Below are 21,383 nucleotides of genomic sequence, written 5' to 3'. Positions count from 1 at the left end.
AATATTATCAATAAAAAAAAGTGTCTCTAATCTTTTAAACATTCTTTCAGACACTTTTTTCTAATTTCTCTTTTATTTTATTATCTAACTTTTTTGCCAAGTTTAAATACTGATAAAACATCTGACATTACATCTATATTATCTATAGGATTTCCATTTACCACTATCACATCTGCTTTCTTTCCTTTTTCTAGAGTTCCATAATTTTTATCAATTCTTAAAAGTTCAGATGCAGTTTTTGTAGCTGCTACTATTACATCCATGTTATCCATACCATAATCTGACATTAATTTCATTTCATAATACGTCTTTCCATGTTCATTATAAGAAGTTCCTGCGTCAGAACCAACTGCAATTTTAATTCCTTTTTTATACGCTTTTAAGAATGATTCCTTATGAGGAATAGCAACAATTTCGCACTTTCTAAGAGTAGCCTCAGTTATTCCACTTTCTTTTCCTGCATTTAAAATAAAATATGGTGCAGCAACTGTTGGAACTAGATATGTTCCTTTTTCAAGCATCAAATCAATTATTTCATCATCTAAATAAACACCATGCTCTATAGAAGTAATACCTGCAAGAACTGCATTTTTTATACCAGTTCTTCCTTGTGCATGTGTAGCAGTTATTTTACCTGCTTTTATAGCTTCATCTACAGCAGCCTTCATTTCCTCTAAAGTCAACTGTGGTGAACCTGGCTCAACACCATCAGTTGTTACACCTCCAGTAGCCATTATCTTTACACAATCTACTCCATTTTTTAAAACTGTTCTAGCTGATTTTCTACATTCATCTACTCCATCACTTTCAATACCAAAATAGTATCCATGTCCTCCTGTCATACATATAACTGGACCTGAAGTAACTATACCAGGACCATCTATAGATCCTTTGTCTATAAGATTTTTAAGTTGTACATCCACATATTTCGGACAACCTAGACTTCTAATATATGTTACTCCTGAATCTAAATATGCATCAAGTTGTTTTATTGTATTTACTACAAGCTCTACATCAGATACATTCTCATAATAAACTTTTGGATTTCCTACTGGTTCCATTGTCAAATGCACATGACAATTCATAATTCCTGGCATAACAGTTTTATCTAGGTAATCATACACCTCATATCCACTTAAATCTTCTCTTATATCTTCAATTTCAAGTATAGTATCTCCATCAATAATTATACCTTTATTCTCCATAATACTATTTCCTGTTCCATCAATTAAATTTCCTGCTTTTATATACTTTTTACTCATTTTTAAATTATCCCCCTCTTCAAGTATAATGTATTATTTATTATTTTTAATATTCTAATAATTAATTCTACCACTATATTACTATCATTTCAAATTTAAGTGAATTAAATATCGGATTAAACTAGAATATATTATAATATTAGAATATTTATAATATGTAAAAGATATTAATCAAATTGCTTTTATATCAATGCTAAAATAAGACAAGATAATCAAAATGTATATAATTATCTTGTTTTATTTTTATCTATTCATTTTTATATTTTACATGAAAAAATATCTAAATTTAAAGTTATTTGATTAATACTATTATTTAATTTGCTACAAAGAATAACTTATCTTGTAAACTTACATCTCCATTTATCAATTCAGCTTCATATACTGTTTTTTTAAGATTCATATCAAATACTTGAAATTTTATTGGCTTGGTTCCAACTATATCAGAAGTAACTCCACTTCCTTTTTTCTCTCCTGAAATAGTTTCCTTTACACTTGAAATAGAGTATATTTTATCGTCTAATAACTTAACTTTCCTAACACCAGATAGTGCTTCATCATAATCTACTTTTAAATTAAGCTTTTCATAATCTTCTAGTTTAATTTCATTAGAATCAACACTATAAACAAGATTAATTATAAAACGACTCTTATCTGTAACTATAATATTTAGTTTGTTATCTTTAACGATATAGTCTAACTTTGTTTTACTCAATAAGCCCATTTCCCCTTGGTCAGCATTTTTTTCTTTATTTAAATTATCCATAAACTTGTTACTTTTATCGAAAGAATTCTCTTCTATATCATACACAATGAAATCTGAATAATTATCATGCCCTTCAATGTCACCATTTATCTCTTTGTTGTTTAACCTCTCTAAATAAAGTTTACTTCCAATAGAAAATTTAATCTCATTAATATTTTGTTGGTATTTACTTTGTGAGTCTAAATTAAATCTATTTAATAATTTATAGGATTTATTTTTTATATCTACCTTTAATATACAAATATTATTGACTGTAACACCTGAAACATTTGTTTCACTAATCACCATATATAAATTTCCTCTATATATTTTGTTAAAAATAGTTTGCCAACTATTTTCTTTAAAATCAGATTTTTTTAAATCAATATCAAAATTTTCTTCTAAGCCACTTTTCAAATTTTTATTTGAAACTTTTATATAATCATTTAAATTGTTTCTTTCCTGTACTGAATTAGACTTAGTAGAAGTATATGCTACCCCTATATTCAAATCATCTTTATATATAAATTCGATTCCTTTACCATCAATAAAATCGCTGTATTTCTTATCAATATGCAAATAATCATTTCCAATTTTAGTTTTAGGATTTATATCATTTCTTGTCCCATTTTTACTTATGGTTACTTCTTCATAAGTATATCTACTTATATTTGGTGTATATACTAAACTAACTCTTCCTATATCCTTTAGATTACCATTTAAAGTTCTTATAGATAATTTATTTTTACTAAGACAACTCAATATCAAAGTCATAATAATCATTGATAAACATACTGTTATAAAACATATTGTATATTTTCCTAATTTCTTTTCTCTCATATATACACCTCCTAAAAGTCAATTTTATTATTTAAAAGTTTATTAGACATAAAACTACATACAAATATGCTCACACTTGAATATACTACAGTAAATACATTACTATATTCATAAGGTATAATAAACTCTACAAGAATTATAAATATTAGAATTTCTATAACTAAAAATAGAAAACTCATTAAAGCTCTCATCTTATACACAGATTTATTTATAAGAATTGATGTGAATACTACACATATAACTCCTATTAGTAAAAATACATATTCTACTAATAAGTTCTCAAAGCTGTATGGAAGTAAAATATTTAATTTATATATTGTTTCTTGTACAAAATTATAGTTTGCAATACTACCAAGCATATAATTAGGTAGTATTTTACTTGCAATAAATAAAGTTATTGTAAATAATATAGTGTAGCTATACACTAGAAACAATACATTTAATAATTTAGATATATAAATATTAATTTTATTCTTAGGAAGCATCACAAGTGTATATATGGATTTGCTTTTCATGTCAAAATCTCTATACCAAATAAAAAAAGCATAACAAATACACACAAATATCCCAAATAAAAAACATGATTGTATAGAACCCATTATGTTTCCAAAACTTGAAAATCCCATGACACTTGCTGTTTCTATTGTCTTTCCTACTTTTGATAACTGCTCAGTTTTTACTGCATTTTCTATTATATAGTTATAATCATTTAAATTTTTCACTAGATTTAAAAATACAATAGAACAAAAACAACTTATTATAAATATATAATTTTTTATGTTTCTTTTTAAATCAAACTCAAATAACTTCATTAAATCCCTCATCAATTCACCTACTTTATTTCAAATTCTAAACTGCTATTTGAACTATTAAACTGTAATTCTCCCTTATACACTATTTCTTTCGAATTTTTATTTATTATATATAGAATAGTCTTATTGTCCCAGGGTAGTACGGAATTTGTTTTTGATGTACATACAATGATTTTATTTGAATCAATTTCAATGTTTCTGATGCTTCTTTCTTCTTTTTCATCCAAAACATATTTATCTTCAACTAAACTGCCATCTAGTATGTTATAAGTTATTAAATTTACCTCTTTACTTTTATTGGAATTATCTCTTTCTGACATTATCATATATAATTTACTATCTTTTAGCTTTGCTTTTTCCAAAGACATTCTATTATAACTTTTTAATTCTATTATTTTCTCTTTATTCTCTTTAACATTATACTCAAGTAAATTGAGCTTAGAATCAACATCATCCCATGTATTTGCATTTATCGCTTCTATCAAAATATACATTTTATCTCCATCTTTACTAGAATAACTTACATCAATACTCTGTATGTTGTTGTATTTTTCAAAAAGATACTTGCTTATATTTATACTTTTTATCGTCTCTATTTTTTTACTTTTAGTATTAATCTTTATTATATCTATAGTATTCAAATCTTTTTCATTTTTTTCTGATGACTCATTTGGAGCATAAAGCACAGACACATATAAATCTTTTTTGTATCTTTTTGATGATAGCACTTTTACATGATACTCATCGATATCTTTATCTACTTTATATTTAGTTCTTATAAAATTATCCATATCTAGTTTTTCATATTCAACTTTTTTATCACTTCCTTCTGAAATAAATACACCTTTTTCTAGGTCTTCTTTTTTCTCATCTATAACAAAATTTATCCCTTTTGAACTAGATTTAGAATCATCACTTATTTCAAAACCAACATGAGCTATTGAATCCAAACCACTAGAGACATCGATTAGGTTATTCGTGTTCTCACTCTCTTTTATTGATTTTAATAATTCTGTTTTTTTAGTTTTATTGCTTCCATTTATTATATATCTTGAATTTATATATCCATTAAAATCATATCCAAAATATATGTTTATATAACCCAATTCATCTTGGTCACCTTTTATCGTTTTTATACTTAAATTGTTTTCATTGTTCAATAGGTCTATACTAAAATATATTGCCACTGCTAAAAATATAATAAGTATAGATATTTTAGATTTTAATTTCATGTCACACCTCCTAAATAGACAATTTCTTATTTATTAAGAAATAAGAGATTCCATTTAAAATAAACATTATAACTATAAAACTTAATACATAGTTACCTAAGGAATTAAGTTGTGTTCCAACAAATCCATAATACTTTCTAAACAAACTAATTATATTTATATATACTGTTGAAAAATATAACCCTGCCAAAATTATCAAGGTAATTAAAATCACATAAAATTTACCTCTGTAAGAAAATGTGAATAATATACAACTATTCAAAAAAGAAATAGCTACAAACAGTAAAAATACATAAATTGTTATGAAATAAATAAAATCGATTGGAATACTTTTTAAATTTAAATAATATAAATCCTGAGCAAAGGACATATTAACTATTGGAACATTTCTAAAAACAAAATTAAATATGTGTTTACATATAAATAATGTTGCTATCTGACTTATCAAAAAACCATATACCATTGTTGTCAAAGTGATTGACTTAGATATACAAAGTTTAAATTTATTCTGAGGTAACATCATTAAAGTATAAATACTTTGATTTTTAGAAAAGAAATCTCTTTTCCACATAAAAATATAGTATGTAAACATTCCCAATATTCCATACAGCAAAATTGTTTGGATACATCTAAGATTGCCAATGATACCTATTCCATAAAATACACCTCCAAAATCCTCTATTGCTAAGTTTATAATAAATTTAGAGTTCTTAAATTTAATAATTTCAAATAAATTTAAGCCCAATGTAATTAAAGATAAAAAAGATATATAGGCTATATAAAACCTCTTATTTCTCCTTAAATCTACATTTATTAGACATAGAAGCTTATTCATTCTTATATACCTCCCTCATTTTATCTAATATAGACTTACCTTCTCTTTCTCTCAAATCTTCTGCATTAAATGATGTTATTACTTTACCTTCATCAAGAATTATAACTTCATCAACTAGACTTTCTATTTCTACTATCTCATGAGTGGTTATAATAATAGCTTGATTTTCTTTCATATACTGTGCTATTACTCCTATAAATTCTTCTCTTTTAAACAAGTCAATCCCTGTGAATGGTTCATCAAGTAATATATAGTCTGGGTCTTGACAAAATCCAAGAATTAATTTTACTCTTGCAATATTTCCTTTAGATAAATTGTCAATTAATTCATTTTCATTCAGTTTAAATATATCCATCATTTCTTTTGATTTTTCTTTATTCCATCTTGGATAAAAAATTTCCATAAATTCAAATGACTCTTTTATTGTTGTATTACTAAAGTGAGATTCTACATCTGGAACAAATGCAAGTTTATTATATATGTTTTTATTCATTTTTTCTCCATCTATTAAAATCTCTCCACTATCAATTTTTATAAGCCCTGCTATTGCTTTTAAAATTGTTGACTTACCAACACCATTTATCCCAAGTAAAGCTGTTATTTTTCCTTTTTCAATACTAAAGCTTACATTCTTTAAAGCATCTATTTTCTTTACTTTTAGTCCTTGCATTCTTTTATATGTTTTGCTTACATTTTTAATTTCTATCATATTAGTATCCTCCATATTTAATATGCTTGTACAATTAACCTTATAAGTTAAGTGTTTATATTTGTTAAAAAACTAATATCTATCTTCTATTATCTTTAAAACTTCTTCTTTAGTAACATTTATTGCCTTCATATCTTCTATAAATACAACTAAAGATTCATTTATTAACTCTAGTTTTAAATTTTTTAATATATTTTCATCAACTGTCACGCTACTCTGATAGTTTTTAAAAGTATTTATTATATTCATATCACCCATCTCCTTATATGCTCTTTGAACAGTATTTAAATTTACTTTTAAATTAAGTGCCATTTCTCTTCTTGATGGTATTGTTTCTCCTGGTTTTAATTCTCCTGTTACTATTTGTCTCTTTATATGCTTTATTATTTGCAAATAAATTGGAGATGTATTATCTAATTCAAAATTCATACTTCCTCCTATTCTAGTGTATTAATACGATAATACACTTTTTCTAAAAAAATACACTTCTACTTTAAATTTTATTTTATATTTCGTTAAGTGTATTATACGATTAATACACTTAATTTGTAAATACTTTTTAATAAATTATTTGATTTTAATTTATTAAATCATTAAATTCAAAATTCAAATAATAAGTTTACAAAATTGAGCATCAAATGAGAGGATATATATTTTATGTTATGTTAGACTTGAAAACAAACAAGGTAAGGTTATATCATCAATGAATCAAAAATCTTATATTGTACTAATACTTAATGGGTTAATTAAACCATTATAAACATACCTAAGGAGGAAAACAAATGAATTATAAAATTGAAATTAAAAACATCGAATCAGTCACAGCAGCTACTATGAGTTACAATGGACCCATGACTGAAGCAACAAAATATTTTCCAAATGTATTTAAATCCATAAAAGGAAAATCAAATGGTGCACCATTCTTTTGTTACCATAATGTTGACCAAGAAACTGGCATAGGAAAAATGGAGTTATGTGTACCAACTTCTGAAACTCCAAATCGTATGGGTGTAACAATAAAAGAGTTTCCTAAAACAAAAGCTTTGTTTTTTACCCACATTGGTTCATATAACAATTTGCCGAAAACATATGAAATGATATTTAAATATATTCATGAAAATAATCTAACAATAAAAACTCCTTGGAGAGAAGTATTTATTAAAGGACCAGGTATGCTAATAAAAGGTAATCCAGATAAATATATTACAGAAATCATATTTCCACTTAAAGAGGAGGAATAATACATGTTGGCAATCGAAATCAACAATTTAGTAAAACAATATAAAAATGGTGTAAGAGCTTTAAATGCTCTAAGTTTTAGTGTAAAGACTGGAGAAATATTTTCTTTACTTGGTCCAAATGGTGCTGGTAAATCTTCGCTTATCAATATTTTGACCACTTTTTACAAGCCTACAGCGGGTAATGTAACGATGCTTGGAAAAGACTTAATAAATAATCCATCTTGGATACGCACTCAAATTGCTTGTGTAGCACAACAAGTATCTATTGATGAACACCTGTCTCTCATGGAAAACATGATATTCCAAAGCAAAATGTATAAAGTGGAACCACAAGTTGCAAAAGAAAGAATAAACTCTTTAATTGAAAAATTTGAGTTAACTAGTTACTTAAAGTATCCTACTTCATCTTATTCTGGTGGAGTAAAACGTAGATTAGATATAGCTATGAATATGGTGTCGTCTCCTAAGATTCTGTTTTTAGATGAACCTACTGTTGGTATGGATGTAGATTCAAGAAAAGCTATGTGGGATATGCTACTAAAAATTAGAGATGAATATGATACAACTATTTTTCTAACCACTCATTATCTTGAAGAAGCTGAACAGCTAAGTGATAATATCTGTATTATGAAAAATGGAAAAGATTTGGCACAAGGAACACCATCTAGTTTACGTAATTATATTAAGCAAAATATACTTCGTATCGCATTTCATGATATTGAAGATATAAAAAAATATAAGAATGATATTAAAAATGCTTGCTTAGTTAAATTTATGAATATACATGAAAATTCTCTTTTCATAAGTGTAGAAGAAAGTAGAACTTCACTTACTTTAATAAATAAATTTCTTTTAGAGCATAATATAAAGTTTGATGCAATAGAAATTGTAGAGCCAAGTCTTGAAGATGTTTTTTTAGCATTAACAAGTTCTAAGAAAGATTTAAAGGAGGAATGGAAATGTTAAATATCTTATGGCGTAATATGAAATGGCGTTTTAAAAATCCAATTTCATTTGTAGTTACTATATTACAACCTCTTCTTTGGCTTGTACTTTATAGCTCTGTCGCAAACCAAACTATGAGTGATATGAACATCGATAATTATACAGCTTTTATACTTCCAGGTATAATTGTATTGGTTATCTTTTCATCATGTAGTAGTGGTGGTATCATCAATTTTATAATGAAAAATAGCGGGAGTTTTTATAGAGTTTTAATTGCACCTATTAGTCGATATTCCATTGTCTTTGGTCAGTTACTAGAAGCTATCCTAGTGTCTTTTATTGAAGTAGCAATTTTATGCATAGTAAGCATATTCTTTTCAGTAAAAATAGCATCTGGTATTGGTGGAATTGCTATAATGATAGTATTGATATTTATGACAGCCTTTTTTTTATCAAGCCTAGCTTATGCTATAAGTCTATTATTACCAAATGAAATAATTTATGAAACAATTATGACTGCCATTGTACTTCCTATTTTCTTTTTAAGCTCTGCTCTCTTCCCTGTTGAAGATTTATCTGGAGGATTAAAAATAGCAGTTATGCTCAATCCATTTACCCATGTTATTAATACTTTACGTAGTCTAATATTTGGTGAAACCATTCTAGTTGGAGATATACTACCTGTTATAGTGTTATTTTTAATATTATGTTGTGGAAGTTTCGCACTTGCTATGTGGAGACTGAAAAAAGAAATGGTAAGTTGATTTTTGAAGATAATGTGTGTAGATTTGTAAAAAACTAATCTATTATATATACACTAAAAAGTGGTGTTCCAAAATTATTAATTAAAATCATTTTGAAACACCACCTTTATAATTCATGCTACTTAAGTGTATATTTATAAATTTATACAAGAAACTATAAACTAAAGTACTTATATGTATAATTACTTATTAAACTTCTTACTACCTAACTTCATGTGGAACTTAGTATCTTTTGGAATACTTGGGTTTATACCTCTTAATGTAGGTATTTCTCCACATATCAATTGTATAGGTACTATGAAGTTAAACGTTTGATAGTAAGGATTATCTATAATATCTGCCTTTAAATTTTTATCTTCTTCTGCAACATCTCTACCTATGACAAATACATTGTCTGTCCATCCAGAAAGTACTTCAACCATCTTAGTTACTCTAGGTTCTCTTCCTGTATCTAGTATAAATATAGTAGAATCACTATTTATAGCATTGTATACACCATGTATGAACTCTTCAAACTCATATCCAGTTACAGGAATTCTCATTGTCTCTAATAATTTTAATGCTGACTCTAATGTATCTCCATATATATCAGAGTGACCTACTACTCTTATTTCTTTAGCGTTAACTAACTTTTCTTTGTTTCTTTCAATCCATTGCTCAGATGATTTATATACTGATTCAAATCTATCTATTGCATCCAATATCTTATTTATCTCTTCATTGTACTTTTCACTAGATATTATTCCCTTTTCTCTAGCTATTTGAAGACCTAATAACATTAAATTTAACTTTGTACAATAAAAGCCTTTTGTTTTAGCACCAGATTTTTCTTCACCACAATTCACTGTTAATATATAGTCAGAAATCTCATCTATTAGAGCATTTTTACAGCCTGCCATAGATGCTATTTTACAACCCTTGTCTTCAGCTAACTTCATAGCATTATATGCAGAATAACTACTTCCACCTTGAGATATTCCCACCACTAAAGTATTTTTATTATCAAATTTAAATGTATCTTCAGTTATCATAAATGGATACTTTTCTACAACATCTATGTCTAATAAATTTTGCAAATATGGTTGTACTTGCAATCCTGAGTGATAACTAGTACCTGAACCTGTTATTATAATCTTTTTTATATCTTCTTTCTTAATTTCATTAAATAAATTATCTGCATTAGATATCATTTCTCTCATTTTTGCTGGTGTTTCTAACATATAATCTTGTATTCTCATTTTGTATGCCTTCCTTATTCATATATTTAATAAATTATAATTTTTTTTCTATAATAACCCTATTGCATGTAAAGCAATTCCTCCCACTATAATGCCTAGAGTTAACTTTGTTACACTTACCTTTCGCTTTAGCATGTAATATATTACAAATGCAAAAGCTAAAGGTAACATGTTAGGTATTATTTTATCTAATATATCTTGTAAAACCACTTCTGCACCATTTAAATTAAATTTTAGTGGAGTAGTTATACTCAACATTGTTGCAACCATTCCTCCTACAACGAATAAACCAACAGTTGTAGCCATAGACATTATTTTCTCCATAAGCCCTTCTCTTTGTATTCTTTCAAGTGAATTTACTCCGACTTTATATCCATATTTAAGTCCAAGTATTCTTAGAGCAAATGCTGGGATATTATACAACAGTAAGAATAATAGCGGGCCAAATATATTTCCTTCTTTTGCAAGTGATACTCCTATTCCAGCAGCTATAATTCTAAATGTTCCCCAAAATAGTGAATCCCCAATTCCTGCAAGAGGTCCCATAAGAGCTGTTTTAACAGCACTGATTGAGTTTTCATTAAATTCTGAATTATTAGCATTCTCCTCTTCCATAGCTGCTGTTATACCTAATATAGCAGGAACTACTACTGTGGTTGTATTAAAAATTTCTAAGTGTCTTTCTATCGCTTTTGCTTGATTTTCTTTTTTATTATATAACTTCTTTATTGCAGGTAACATTGCATAACAATAACCTAAGTTTTGCATTCTTTCATAATTGAACGCACCTTGAAGAGCAAATGAACGCCAAAACATACTTCTTAATTCTTTTTTTGTTAGTTTATTCAAAGTCAATCTCTCCTTCCGTTAAAATATTAGTTGCTACTTGAGGATTTTGACTATTTTCTTTGCTGTTAATATAAAAGTTTAATATAACTGCTACACAGACTCCAAACAACGCTATTGCAGTTATATCTAGTCCAACATAAGATGCTAAGAGGAATCCTATAAAGAAAAATACAGACATCTTTTTTGAAAGTAGCATATCCATAAGTAGTGCAAATCCTACTGCTGGTAACAATGTTCCTGCAACACCTAATCCATCTAATATAACTTTAGGTATTGCATTTATTAATGTTGTAACTTTATCAGCACCAATCATAATTGCTAAAAATGTTGGAACTGATGTACTTAAAAAGAATAATACTACTGGAATCCACATCATTATAGTAACCTTTTTAAAGTCAGCTTGTTTAGCATAAAAAACTGCCTTTTGAGAAAAATATGAGTTTACTATTCTAACCAATACTCCAAGAGATTGTGCTAAAACTGCTACTGGCACTGCTACAGCTAGAGCAACTTCTGCACCATTTCCTGATAATATAGCAAACGCTGTACCTAATACACCACCTGTTACTACATCTGGAGGAGTAGCTGCACCTATTCCTGCAATTCCCATCCAAATTAATTCAAGTTGTGCACCAATCATAATTCCTGACTTTATATCTCCTAAAACTAATCCTACTAATGCCCCTGTAACTATTGGTCTATCAAACATAGACTGACCAAATATACGTCCATCTAATATACCAAAGCCTGCTATAATAGCTAACATAATAGCTTGTACTAACATAGTGAACCTCCCTCTTAATTTACATTAATTACATCACACTTTTGATTTCATTTTTATTTTCTAATAGTTCATTTACATGAACTATTCCATTTCTCGCTTCCTCTAAACCTGATTTAGCTAATAGCTTTGCATCCTCTTCTGTTGATAAAAGAATAGCCAAAAGCATCGGTAAATTTACTCCTGTCAATAACTCAAATTTAAACCCTTGTAAAAGTAAATTAGTACATATGTTTGCTACACTTCCACCAAATATATCTGTTAGTATGATAAGCTCTCCATTATTTTTGTTATTTGATAATATACTTATCATTTCTTTCTCAGCATCGTCTGCTGATTTATCTTTTGTCATACAAAAGTACTCAACATTACTTAATGAACCAATTATTAATTTACTTGTCTCAACAAGCTCCTTAGATAATTCTCCATGTGTTGCAACTAAAAAATTTTTCATTTTCTTTCTCCCAAATTATTTTATTAAGTCTGATAATTTTTTCTTTTTGTCTCTAGGTAACATTCTAAATTCTATATCAATTCCTAAATCAGTTATTTCTTTAAAATTGTTTATATCATTATCATCAACAGCAACTAAGTCTGTCAGCTTCTTCTTTCCTTCCTCGTATCTTAATCCACCTACATTTATTTCTTTTAAAACTCCTCCTGAGTTTTTAGCTACATCTAAAGCATCTTTTGTATTTTTTACTAATACTAATACATTACTTTTCTTTGAAGAAGCAAATTTTTCTACTATTTCTCCAGATTCCTCTACCCCCCTTATATATAAAGTTACATTGCTAGGCTTAGCTAAATTTAATGACATGGCTTTCATTTGATCGTTTTTTGCTTCATCATTTGCAACTAATATTACATTTATACCTAATGATGTTGTCCATCCATATGCTACCTGACCATGTATTAGTCTGTCATCAATCCTCATTAAAGATATCATTTTCCTCAAATCCTCCATTATATATTAAAATTTTTATTTTTTATCCTCTTGTTTATTTATAAAAGCAAAAAGCATGCCAACTAGTGGCATACTTTTTTTCAATTTTATTTATTTATTTTTTAATACTGTATTTTACTGAAGTGGACCATAAATAATATTATAGATATATCCAATTTCTGAAATAGATATTTGCACACTATAACTCTTTTCTAGCACACTAAATGCATTTTTTATTAGTTTAACTTCACTGTGATGGTTTTTAATTAATAAATTCATATCAGTATATTCTTCAATCTCAGCTTGTCTAACCAATCTTTCAATCATACAACTTAAGTGAACATATAAAGCAATTTTTTTATCATTAGGAAGTTTTTTCTTTTGATTATTTTCTATAGCATTGATTCCTTCTTCTATTCTCTCTATTATTTTTTTTGAGTCTAAAATAGTCAAACTGTCTATTACTCTAATCAAAGAAAAATTCTTTATGATAGAATCATTTATGTTTTTGATTTTTTCACTTTCTACTACTTTACTAAATATTCTAAAGACATCATCTTCTCCTTTTCCTGATATTATATCCTCTAGTAGTATGAAGTCTACTCCATTTACATTTGGATTAGCAGTTCCTACTATGGCCAATACATCATACATTTTAAAAAGTGGATCTTTATCTCCCATAGAAACAAGACTCTCATAATCGTGCGGTATTATCTTAACATCAACTATCCCCATTAAGCTTTCTGAAAGTAGATGTTGGATTTTTATAGCAGTACCTATCCCAGTAAAACAAGAAGATACTATAGCATACTCTTTATTTTTTTGAGGATAATACAATTGTATGTTGGGTTTAATTTCTTCATCCATAATTTCTGCTATATCTTCAATGTTTTTACCTTGCATTAATAAATTACCTACCTCTAGTGCAAAAATAGTGGATATTTGGTCTATAAACAACATTGGACTACTTATTTTACTTTTTAAATCTTCATATATCAGATTAAGAGAGCCCATATCAAATAACACAACTAGTCCATTTTTTATCCTATCTCCTTCCAAGTATCTAGACATTTGATTTGATACATCAGCAATTGTCGCATCTATAGGCATATCTATAGCTGTAAATACATTTTTACCCAACATACGATTACATACATTTGCCATACTACTAGCAGTAGCATACCCATGTGCTATAATCATTGCATTAACTTTATTAGACTTCATTCTTATAACTGTCGACTTAATAAATATAATCATTATAATTATATCTACATTATTAAGATACATATCCAATCTATTTGCTATTAATGTCGATACTTTATTTACTATAGAGTATTCTTTGTAATTTTCTTTCTTTAAATATGTTAGTAATTTACTTTGTAAGATTTTACATTCATCAGACAATTGATAAGACTCATCCTTCAAATAAAGATACGAAGAAAATGCTAATACATTATTTCCATCATATTTTATATTGTTGTTAACTTCTAAATTTCTAAATATATCCTGCATTATAGATATTATAAGCTCCATAAGTACATTTTTATTTTCATCATTATTTGAAAAAACTAGGTTATCCATTAACCTAATCATTAAGTTTGAGCTCTTTTCACTAAATATCTCTTTTGTTATTTCTTTTTTTTCTAGTCTATCAAAATAATCTAAACACTTTGTAAGACTTTGATATATTATATTTCTTTTATTTCCTTCATCTGATGTCTCAATATTAAATTGTTTAGGAGAAAACACAATACTTTTGCTTTTAGCACTTTGGAACTGAAATATATCTACATTTTCTATATAAATATTTCTAGGAAGGTCTTGAAGTGTAACAAAAATATTTCCATTTCTTTTTTGGTTTTTTGCATATGCCCTTCCACATGCATATTTTATTACATTTTTACATTCACCTATATTACCTTTGAATTTTATCTTTAAAATCGTATTTAATGTAATTTGAGTTATCTCTATAGGTAAACCAAGCACCTTACTTTCCTCATATATAAAATGTTCTATAATCTTCCTTTTTTCAATAGTTCCTCTTTCCTCTATATTGGGAACATAAATATTTATAGGTATTCTTCTTAAAAAAGTCTGCAAAAACTCAGATAAGCTTTCTGTTGTAGCAAATACTAGCCTTACCTTAGCACTTCTATTTACTCCATTCTCTCCAATTCTAGAAAATGTACCTGTATCCATAAATGTAAATAACTTTTCCTGACCTTCACTGTTTAATCTATGTACCTCATCTAAAAATAATATACCACCATCAGATTTCTCTATTAACCCAGCTCTAGATTCATTTGCTCCAGTATAAGCCCCCTTGACATGTCCAAATAGTATACTTGATAATAACTCTGGATTATTATAGTACTGTGCACAGTTTAGTACATTATATGGAGCATTTTTTTCTAATATATTACTACTTACACTATACTTATATATTACCTTCGCTAAAAAAGTTTTACCTACACCACTTTCACCTGTTAGCATTATTGTAAGTCCATCATTTGGATAAAGTACAGCGGTTTTTATTTGCTCTATTGCCTCCTTTAGGCTACTTTCATGACCTATAATACTGTTAAATACAATCTCCTGCTTTAATAATTTACACTCATTACTAAGTTCATCAACACTTTCATAAATACTTTTTTTCGTAGGACCTATTGCATCATTTATCTTATTTTTTGGTAGAAAGATAACAGGTCTACTATTTATCTTTATAAGATTATCAGACTTTACCAAATCATTTAATAATCTGCTTGATTGAGTTCTACTTAAATTAAACTTTTTTACTATATCTTCTGTTACTATACCACTTTGTTTTTTAAGTTCATCAAAATTGTCAAATAATACCTTTTCATTTATAAAACGTAAAATTTCATTCTTCATAATCAACCTCCAATATAAATGTCAATGATACCAGTATATCCTTTATATATTAGTGAAAAAATAAATTATATTCTTTTATTCTAATAAATAGTACTGCACTAATTTCATACAATCAAATCCAATTATTGCCATATAAATTGATAAACGAGTAAATAGAAGTGTATTTTGAATAGATTAAAATCTAAATGGATAAGTATATAATCAGTGCAAATTTAGGAATAATTTACATATAGAAACAACTCTACCTTATATTCTCCTTTATTAATTTTTTTCTAGAAATAATTTTTTTCTAAGTTAATTATATATTAAGAGTCTATGAAGATGAACAATTTAAATCAGCCTTGTTGAAAATAAAAAAATTTGAAAAAGAACTATAAAATATAAAAAGTGAACTCTATATCATAGAGTTCACTATCAGTGATTAATTTAATTTAGTATTTCTAGTACTGCATTTAATACAGCATGACCATTACAAGTACCATAGTTTACCATATCTATTATAGCTACTGGAGCTTTATCTCCAACTATAGATTTTACATCATCAAACATAAATCTAAGCTGTGGCCCAAGAAGCAAAATATCAAAATTACCAAGTTCTGATTTTATATTTCCCTCTCCAACTGCCCATATTTTACAGTCTATATCTCTTTTCTTTGCATCTTTCTCCATTTTATTTACCAATAAAGTAGAAGACATACCGCCAACACACACTAATAATATCCTAATCATTAATATCTCCTTTTAATCAAATCTACATATATTTTGATTAAAAAGTATATGTAGAAAAGTTTACATTTATAACTTCCTATATTTTACTTTTAAATTATATCAAATTTTTCCAATTTTTTCACTACCTTAACTCATTTTATATTTTTAATGTCCACTTTTCTACTTCTTCAGAAATATTTTCAGATTTTAATACAGCAGATATTATAGCATATCCATCACTATTTAAGCACTTAAGTTTATCTACATTATCTAGTTTTATACCACCAATCAATACAAATGGTATATCTATCTTTTCTTTAATTTCTTTGACAGTTTCAAATGATGCGGATTTAGCATCCAGTTTGGTAGATGTTGTAAATATAGACCCTATACCTAAATAGTCTGCACCATCATTTTTTGCACAGATAGCTTCTTCTAAAGTTCTTGCTGATACACCTAGTATTTTATCTTTCCCTATAAGCTTTCTAACTTCCTTTGCATCAATGTCACTCTGTCCTACATGCACTCCATCTGCATCACAAATAATTGCTATATCTACTCTATCATTTATTATAAACTTAACACCATGTTTTCTAGTTATTTCCCTTAGCTTCATAGCCTTTTTTAAAAATTCTTTTCCAGAAGCATTTTTTTCTCTGAGTTGCACCGTTGTTATTCCAGAAACAATTGCATCTTCAATACATTTATAAAAATCTCTACCTTCTAGCATTTCAGAATCAGTCACTAAATATAACTTTAAGTCTTTTTTTAAACATTCTTTATCTATCATTTACAGCCTCCTGTTGACCATTTATTCATTTAAAAATTCAATATTAGAGTTTTTACTTATAATCTCTTCATCCATTTGATAAATAGAATTCATTAGCTTTTCTTTAAATGTACCTATTGGTGGATTATTTAAATTAGCCAGCTCCCCACTTAACGACATTGTAAGTACACCCATTGTAGCTGCTTCTAATTTATTTTTAGTCACAGCCATAAAACTTGCAATCAAACTAGCAGTCATACACCCTGTGCCTGTAATACCTTTTAATTTATCAGTTCCATTATTTATTTTATATGTATTCTTACTATCAGTTATTATATCTATTTTTCCAGTTGCTGCAACTATACATTCAAGCTTCTCAGAAACTTTTTTTATTATATCAGTAGAATCTTCTTCATCATCAAAGGAATCTACACCTTTACCCATTACATCAAAGCCACCTATAAATTTTATTTCTGCTATATTCCCTTTAACCACATCAAATTTAACTTCATTTAAAAGCTTATTTGTAAGTTCTGCTCTGGCTTTACTTGCAAAGACTCCCACTGGGTCTAAGATAACAGGTTTATTGTATTTATTTGCCGCCTTTCCAGCCAATAAAAACAAATCTAATATATTTGAATTCATAGTTCCTATATTTATAACTACAGCATTTGCTATACTTACCATTTCTTCTACTTCCTCATATGAAAAACTCATAAGAGGGCTTGCACCTATAGCTAAAGTTACATTAGCACAATCATTTATTGTTACATTATTAGTATAGTGAATTACTAATGGGTTTACTTTCTTTACTTCTTCAATTAAATTATACATATTCTACCTCCATAAAATTTTATTATTCAAACTTATAAAAATGATGTACTGGGCCTACTCCATGACCTATATCAAAACTATTTTTTATTGCTTCTGTTATATAAATTTTACTTAATTTTACTGCTTCTTTTATTTCATAACCTAATGCAAGATAAGATGTTATTGCAGAAGATAATGTACATCCTGTTCCATGTGTATTTTTTTTATCAATTCTTTCACTTTTATACACTTCAAATATATTTTTACCAACTAAAATATCCACTGCTTCTCCATCTAAATGTCCGCCTTTCATAAGAACAAATTTAGGTCCAAGCTCTAATATTTTCTTTCCTACTCTATTCATATCATCTACATTATGTATTTTTATTCCTGTAATTTCTTCTGCTTCTGGAATATTTGGTGTAATTATATATGCAAGTGGTATTAAATAATTAATTAGATTTTCCTTTGCTTCTGGTTTTAATAAATAATATCCACTTTTAGATATCATTACAGGGTCTACTATTAAATATTCTGGATTATATTTTTTTAAATTTTCAACTATTTCAAGTATAATTTCTGGGCTTGAAACCATTCCTATTTTTACTGCTCTTGGAGGTATATCATCAAATACTGCCTCTATTTGTTTTTTTATTATACTTTGGCTTAAATCTTCTACAGCAAAAACTCCTTGAGTATTTTGTGCCGTTATAGCTGTTATTACACTCATTCCATATGTGCCAATTGCACTAAAAGTTTTCAAATCAGCTTGGATTCCAGCTCCTCCAGATGAATCTGAACCAGCTATTGTAAGTGTTGGTATTTTGTAGTTACTCATTTATACCCTCCTAAAAATTTAATTTAAATAGATTAACTAAAAAAGCTATACCTACAATAGGTATAGCTTAGAAATTCGCATATATCACAAATAATACATACTTAAGTTTTATACTAAGCTTTCCTACGCTGGCATTATCCAGTTCAGGTGTAAGGGTCGGTATTCCTCTCAGCTCTTGGCTCCCCTAGCTATTTTAATTTATTATATTTATAACTTCATTATATTACAATAGTATTTATTGTCAAGTTTTTACACTGTATATACTTATTTACAATATAATTAAAGACACTTACTTCAGTTCTTTTATCTCTTCTCCAATAATATAATTTTCTTTATTGTCAATTGAATCTATAAGTATATTGGGATTTTTTATTATAGATAATTTTTTATCCCTAGTTAACTTTTTTATATAGTATTCTAATTTCATTGCATTACTTTTTGTATTTGTTACAAAATAAACCTCTAACTTTTTAAATCCCCTTGCTCTTGTATACTTTGAATTAATTCCTGACTTATGCTCATTCATTCTTCTTTCTATATTGCTAGTATATCCAGTATATAGAGAATCATCTTTGCACCTTATAATATATGTAAAATACATCTTAATTCACATCCTTAAATTAAATATATAAACATTATATTATAAAATAAAAAAAACTGCTGTAAATTTTATATATTGGTGAGCTATAACAATAACTCAAATGTAAATTCGTAAAGTAGACTCTAAAAGTATTTGACGCTAAATTTTGACATATTAATAACATATTTATTCTTCTAACAAAAAATTCACAAATATAAAAAATAAAATTTTCAAAAAAATTATAATTTTCAAAAAATAAATTGACATATATAAAAAAATTATGATAACCTAATAAAAAGGGGGCAATGATTATGGAAAACAATTTAATTATAGCTAAAAGCAATAATATTGAATTATCACAAAAGAACTTATTTAAAGTCAATTTACAGATAGGTGTAGACTTTACACTTTTGTCAAAATCACTTAAAGCCTTTTATAAAAAAGAAGAAGATTTTTATTGCATTGCTCTTGCACCATGCAATGTATCTGATGAAAAAGCAAGCAAGAAGATAAATATTCCTGAGATGATAAAAGAAATTAATACTTTAATTGAAAGTGTAACTGATAAAAGTGAACTTTTAAGTGAAGAAATATTTACAAACAATCTATCAGAATTTTTCGACGAATCTTTAGATAACATTTATATAGAGTTAAGACAAGCATATCTATATCTTAAGAAGAATACAAACAATCTTGATATAGAAAACTCCATTGAATATGTATTCGATGTCAGTATAAGTAATAAAACAAAAATGAAAGAAAATCCACTAATTCACTTTAATTCAATTTCTTTAGTGGTATGGAGTGGTGAAACAAAAAATATTTTACATCAAATGAACATTTTAGACTTAGAAAATATTCACTCCTCTTTTTCAGAAAACGATGCAAATATGACTTTTTATCGAGATGATAGCCTCAAATATGAAGTTAACAAAAACAGTAAAAATATAAGAGAAAGTAATATAGATATAATTGAACAAATGCTTATCCTTCCAGATAATTCAGACTATGATAAAGATGAAGTTGAAAACATGAAAAACAGACTTTCAAACATAAATGGAAAATATCTACAAACACTTAAAGAAAAAGATATAATTATAAAATTAATAAATTCAAATTTAACTGATGAACCAGAATTTAGTGATTTAAAACACCAATTACCTCCATGCTGGGTAAGATCAGGTAAAACTTGGAAAGATGTACCTGGGGTATATAGAAATAACTCTATTGTGGCTAAAATAGGTTATAGTAACCCTAGTTATGCAAATGTTCATTCAGCTAAAAATTTGGAATTACATGAAACTGCACATGCTATAGATAAAAATGTATTAGACAAAAAATCAAATTCAGAAGAATTTATGGAAGTGTTTATTCAAGAAAGGTATAAACTTTATGACCCTAAACAAGTTGCACATGCATATATTAGTAAATTCCCAGAAGAATTTTTTGCGGAATCATTTGTGCATTATTATCTTGATGAAGACTCAAAAAATATATTGAAAGAAAATTGTCCTTTAACATATAATTTTCTTGAAGAATTAGAACTAAGCTATGAAACACATTAATACTTAATAATATATTTCTATT

Annotated in this window: 22 protein-coding genes and 1 riboswitch; of the genes, 4 read left to right on the top strand and 18 right to left on the bottom strand. The window is 27.1% G+C overall.

Annotated elements, in window-relative coordinates:
• Window positions 1-80 precede the first annotated feature (80 nt).
• The 7 genes from IC219_RS00865 to IC219_RS00835 all read right to left on the bottom strand — a co-directional run bounded on the left by IC219_RS00865 (window position 81) and on the right by IC219_RS00835 (window position 6,861).
• A complete protein-coding gene (locus IC219_RS00865) occupies window positions 81-1,262 on the bottom strand; it encodes a metal-dependent hydrolase family protein (RefSeq protein WP_227823784.1) in 1,182 nt (393 codons plus the stop codon).
• Between the two features lie 313 nt (window positions 1,263-1,575).
• A complete protein-coding gene (locus IC219_RS00860) occupies window positions 1,576-2,844 on the bottom strand; it encodes a hypothetical protein (protein ID WP_227831098.1) in 1,269 nt (422 codons plus the stop codon).
• Between the two features lie 11 nt (window positions 2,845-2,855).
• Window positions 2,856-3,656, bottom strand: a complete 801-nt coding sequence (locus IC219_RS00855) for a hypothetical protein (protein ID WP_227831099.1) — start codon at window positions 3,654-3,656, stop codon at window positions 2,856-2,858.
• Window positions 3,657-3,676: 20 nt separating this feature from the next.
• Complete coding sequence (locus tag IC219_RS00850; RefSeq protein WP_227831100.1) at window positions 3,677-4,888, bottom strand: hypothetical protein; 1,212 nt, start codon at window positions 4,886-4,888, stop codon at window positions 3,677-3,679.
• A gap of 10 nt (window positions 4,889-4,898) precedes the next feature.
• Window positions 4,899-5,723 carry an ABC transporter permease gene (locus IC219_RS00845; protein ID WP_227831101.1) on the bottom strand — a complete coding sequence of 275 codons (825 nt, stop codon included), beginning with the start codon at window positions 5,721-5,723 and terminating at the stop codon, window positions 4,899-4,901.
• Window positions 5,716-6,432: an ABC transporter ATP-binding protein gene (locus IC219_RS00840; RefSeq protein ID WP_227433054.1), complete on the bottom strand. Its 717-nt coding sequence runs from the start codon at window positions 6,430-6,432 to the stop codon at window positions 5,716-5,718. Before IC219_RS00840 ends, IC219_RS00845 begins: the two co-directional genes overlap by 8 nt.
• A 72-nt stretch (window positions 6,433-6,504) precedes the next feature.
• Window positions 6,505-6,861, bottom strand: a complete 357-nt coding sequence (locus tag IC219_RS00835) for a GntR family transcriptional regulator (RefSeq protein WP_227433053.1) — start codon at window positions 6,859-6,861, stop codon at window positions 6,505-6,507.
• Between the two features lie 353 nt (window positions 6,862-7,214).
• On the opposite strand from IC219_RS00835, the gene IC219_RS00830 reads away from it, so the two are divergent.
• The 3 genes from IC219_RS00830 to IC219_RS00820 are packed head-to-tail and all read left to right on the top strand — an operon-like array spanning window position 7,215 to window position 9,382.
• Window positions 7,215-7,673, top strand: a complete 459-nt coding sequence (locus IC219_RS00830) for a GyrI-like domain-containing protein (protein WP_227482395.1) — start codon at window positions 7,215-7,217, stop codon at window positions 7,671-7,673.
• A gap of 3 nt (window positions 7,674-7,676) precedes the next feature.
• The gene (locus IC219_RS00825) at window positions 7,677-8,639 is read left to right on the top strand and encodes an ABC transporter ATP-binding protein (protein WP_227433051.1); all 963 of its coding nucleotides are present in this window, start codon (window positions 7,677-7,679) and stop codon (window positions 8,637-8,639) included.
• On the top strand, window positions 8,633-9,382 hold the full coding sequence (locus IC219_RS00820; protein WP_227433050.1) for an ABC transporter permease: 750 nt from the start codon (window positions 8,633-8,635) through the stop codon (window positions 9,380-9,382). The genes IC219_RS00825 and IC219_RS00820 overlap by 7 nt, the downstream gene beginning before the upstream one ends.
• Window positions 9,383-9,564: 182 nt before the next feature.
• Here IC219_RS00820 and IC219_RS00815 read toward each other — a convergent pair whose 3' ends face one another.
• From IC219_RS00815 to IC219_RS00765, 11 genes are all read right to left on the bottom strand, one after another.
• Entirely contained in the window at window positions 9,565-10,620 is a 1,056-nt protein-coding gene (locus tag IC219_RS00815; protein ID WP_227433048.1) for an SIS domain-containing protein, read from the bottom strand.
• A gap of 48 nt (window positions 10,621-10,668) precedes the next feature.
• A complete protein-coding gene (locus IC219_RS00810; protein ID WP_227831102.1) occupies window positions 10,669-11,469 on the bottom strand; it encodes a PTS system mannose/fructose/sorbose family transporter subunit IID in 801 nt (266 codons plus the stop codon).
• Window positions 11,462-12,253 (bottom strand): PTS mannose/fructose/sorbose/N-acetylgalactosamine transporter subunit IIC, encoded by a 792-nt coding sequence (locus IC219_RS00805; RefSeq protein WP_227831103.1) that lies wholly within the window; start codon window positions 12,251-12,253, stop codon window positions 11,462-11,464. The genes IC219_RS00810 and IC219_RS00805 overlap by 8 nt, the downstream gene beginning before the upstream one ends.
• A 28-nt stretch (window positions 12,254-12,281) precedes the next feature.
• Window positions 12,282-12,704: a PTS mannose transporter subunit IIA gene (locus tag IC219_RS00800; RefSeq protein ID WP_227831104.1), complete on the bottom strand. Its 423-nt coding sequence runs from the start codon at window positions 12,702-12,704 to the stop codon at window positions 12,282-12,284.
• A gap of 15 nt (window positions 12,705-12,719) precedes the next feature.
• Entirely contained in the window at window positions 12,720-13,199 is a 480-nt protein-coding gene (locus IC219_RS00795) for a PTS sugar transporter subunit IIB (protein WP_227433042.1), read from the bottom strand.
• A 132-nt stretch (window positions 13,200-13,331) separates the two neighbouring features.
• The gene (locus tag IC219_RS00790) at window positions 13,332-16,088 is read right to left on the bottom strand and encodes a sigma 54-interacting transcriptional regulator (RefSeq protein WP_227433040.1); all 2,757 of its coding nucleotides are present in this window, start codon (window positions 16,086-16,088) and stop codon (window positions 13,332-13,334) included.
• Between the two features lie 426 nt (window positions 16,089-16,514).
• A complete protein-coding gene (locus IC219_RS00785; RefSeq protein ID WP_227433038.1) occupies window positions 16,515-16,817 on the bottom strand; it encodes a PTS sugar transporter subunit IIB in 303 nt (100 codons plus the stop codon).
• 136 nt (window positions 16,818-16,953) lie between these two features.
• Window positions 16,954-17,586: a thiamine phosphate synthase gene (gene thiE, locus IC219_RS00780; RefSeq protein ID WP_227831105.1), complete on the bottom strand. Its 633-nt coding sequence runs from the start codon at window positions 17,584-17,586 to the stop codon at window positions 16,954-16,956.
• Window positions 17,587-17,607: 21 nt separating this feature from the next.
• The gene (gene thiM / locus IC219_RS00775; protein WP_227433036.1) at window positions 17,608-18,399 is read right to left on the bottom strand and encodes a hydroxyethylthiazole kinase; all 792 of its coding nucleotides are present in this window, start codon (window positions 18,397-18,399) and stop codon (window positions 17,608-17,610) included.
• 22 nt (window positions 18,400-18,421) lie between these two features.
• The gene (gene thiD, locus IC219_RS00770; protein WP_227433035.1) at window positions 18,422-19,216 is read right to left on the bottom strand and encodes a bifunctional hydroxymethylpyrimidine kinase/phosphomethylpyrimidine kinase; all 795 of its coding nucleotides are present in this window, start codon (window positions 19,214-19,216) and stop codon (window positions 18,422-18,424) included.
• A gap of 103 nt (window positions 19,217-19,319) precedes the next feature.
• A riboswitch (TPP riboswitch) is annotated at window positions 19,320-19,412 on the bottom strand.
• 93 nt (window positions 19,413-19,505) lie between these two features.
• On the bottom strand, window positions 19,506-19,817 hold the full coding sequence (locus IC219_RS00765) for a GIY-YIG nuclease family protein (protein ID WP_227433034.1): 312 nt from the start codon (window positions 19,815-19,817) through the stop codon (window positions 19,506-19,508).
• A gap of 290 nt (window positions 19,818-20,107) precedes the next feature.
• On the opposite strand from IC219_RS00765, the gene IC219_RS00760 reads away from it, so the two are divergent.
• On the top strand, window positions 20,108-21,361 hold the full coding sequence (locus tag IC219_RS00760; RefSeq protein ID WP_227831106.1) for an anthrax toxin lethal factor-related metalloendopeptidase: 1,254 nt from the start codon (window positions 20,108-20,110) through the stop codon (window positions 21,359-21,361).
• Window positions 21,362-21,383: the final 22 nt, after the last annotated feature.

It is taken from the genome of Clostridioides sp. ES-W-0018-02 (assembly GCF_020658175.1).
Lineage (GTDB): Bacteria > Bacillota > Clostridia > Peptostreptococcales > Peptostreptococcaceae > Clostridioides.
The sequence above is the reverse complement of the archived record's forward strand: the minus strand, read 5'-3'. Positions and strand labels throughout refer to the sequence as shown.

What these genes read in the sequence shown, in the direction of transcription:
- IC219_RS00865 (WP_227823784.1), bottom strand. Translation starts at nt 1,262, where the DNA reads ATGAGTAAAAAGTATATAAAAGCAGGAAATTTAATTGATGGAACAGGA.
- IC219_RS00860 (WP_227831098.1), bottom strand. Translation starts at nt 2,844, where the DNA reads ATGAGAGAAAAGAAATTAGGAAAATATACAATATGTTTTATAACAGTA.
- IC219_RS00855 (WP_227831099.1), bottom strand. Translation starts at nt 3,656, where the DNA reads ATGAAGTTATTTGAGTTTGATTTAAAAAGAAACATAAAAAATTATATA.
- IC219_RS00850 (WP_227831100.1), bottom strand. Translation starts at nt 4,888, where the DNA reads ATGAAATTAAAATCTAAAATATCTATACTTATTATATTTTTAGCAGTG.
- IC219_RS00845 (WP_227831101.1), bottom strand. Translation starts at nt 5,723, where the DNA reads ATGAATAAGCTTCTATGTCTAATAAATGTAGATTTAAGGAGAAATAAG.
- IC219_RS00840 (WP_227433054.1), bottom strand. Translation starts at nt 6,432, where the DNA reads ATGATAGAAATTAAAAATGTAAGCAAAACATATAAAAGAATGCAAGGA.
- IC219_RS00835 (WP_227433053.1), bottom strand. Translation starts at nt 6,861, where the DNA reads ATGAATTTTGAATTAGATAATACATCTCCAATTTATTTGCAAATAATA.
- IC219_RS00830 (WP_227482395.1), top strand. Translation starts at nt 7,215, where the DNA reads ATGAATTATAAAATTGAAATTAAAAACATCGAATCAGTCACAGCAGCT.
- IC219_RS00825 (WP_227433051.1), top strand. Translation starts at nt 7,677, where the DNA reads ATGTTGGCAATCGAAATCAACAATTTAGTAAAACAATATAAAAATGGT.
- IC219_RS00820 (WP_227433050.1), top strand. Translation starts at nt 8,633, where the DNA reads ATGTTAAATATCTTATGGCGTAATATGAAATGGCGTTTTAAAAATCCA.
- IC219_RS00815 (WP_227433048.1), bottom strand. Translation starts at nt 10,620, where the DNA reads ATGAGAATACAAGATTATATGTTAGAAACACCAGCAAAAATGAGAGAA.
- IC219_RS00805 (WP_227831103.1), bottom strand. Translation starts at nt 12,253, where the DNA reads ATGTTAGTACAAGCTATTATGTTAGCTATTATAGCAGGCTTTGGTATA.
- IC219_RS00800 (WP_227831104.1), bottom strand. Translation starts at nt 12,704, where the DNA reads ATGAAAAATTTTTTAGTTGCAACACATGGAGAATTATCTAAGGAGCTT.
- IC219_RS00795 (WP_227433042.1), bottom strand. Translation starts at nt 13,199, where the DNA reads ATGATATCTTTAATGAGGATTGATGACAGACTAATACATGGTCAGGTA.
- IC219_RS00790 (WP_227433040.1), bottom strand. Translation starts at nt 16,088, where the DNA reads ATGAAGAATGAAATTTTACGTTTTATAAATGAAAAGGTATTATTTGAC.
- IC219_RS00785 (WP_227433038.1), bottom strand. Translation starts at nt 16,817, where the DNA reads ATGATTAGGATATTATTAGTGTGTGTTGGCGGTATGTCTTCTACTTTA.
- thiE (WP_227831105.1), bottom strand. Translation starts at nt 17,586, where the DNA reads ATGATAGATAAAGAATGTTTAAAAAAAGACTTAAAGTTATATTTAGTG.
- thiM (WP_227433036.1), bottom strand. Translation starts at nt 18,399, where the DNA reads ATGTATAATTTAATTGAAGAAGTAAAGAAAGTAAACCCATTAGTAATT.
- thiD (WP_227433035.1), bottom strand. Translation starts at nt 19,216, where the DNA reads ATGAGTAACTACAAAATACCAACACTTACAATAGCTGGTTCAGATTCA.
- IC219_RS00765 (WP_227433034.1), bottom strand. Translation starts at nt 19,817, where the DNA reads ATGTATTTTACATATATTATAAGGTGCAAAGATGATTCTCTATATACT.
- IC219_RS00760 (WP_227831106.1), top strand. Translation starts at nt 20,108, where the DNA reads ATGGAAAACAATTTAATTATAGCTAAAAGCAATAATATTGAATTATCA.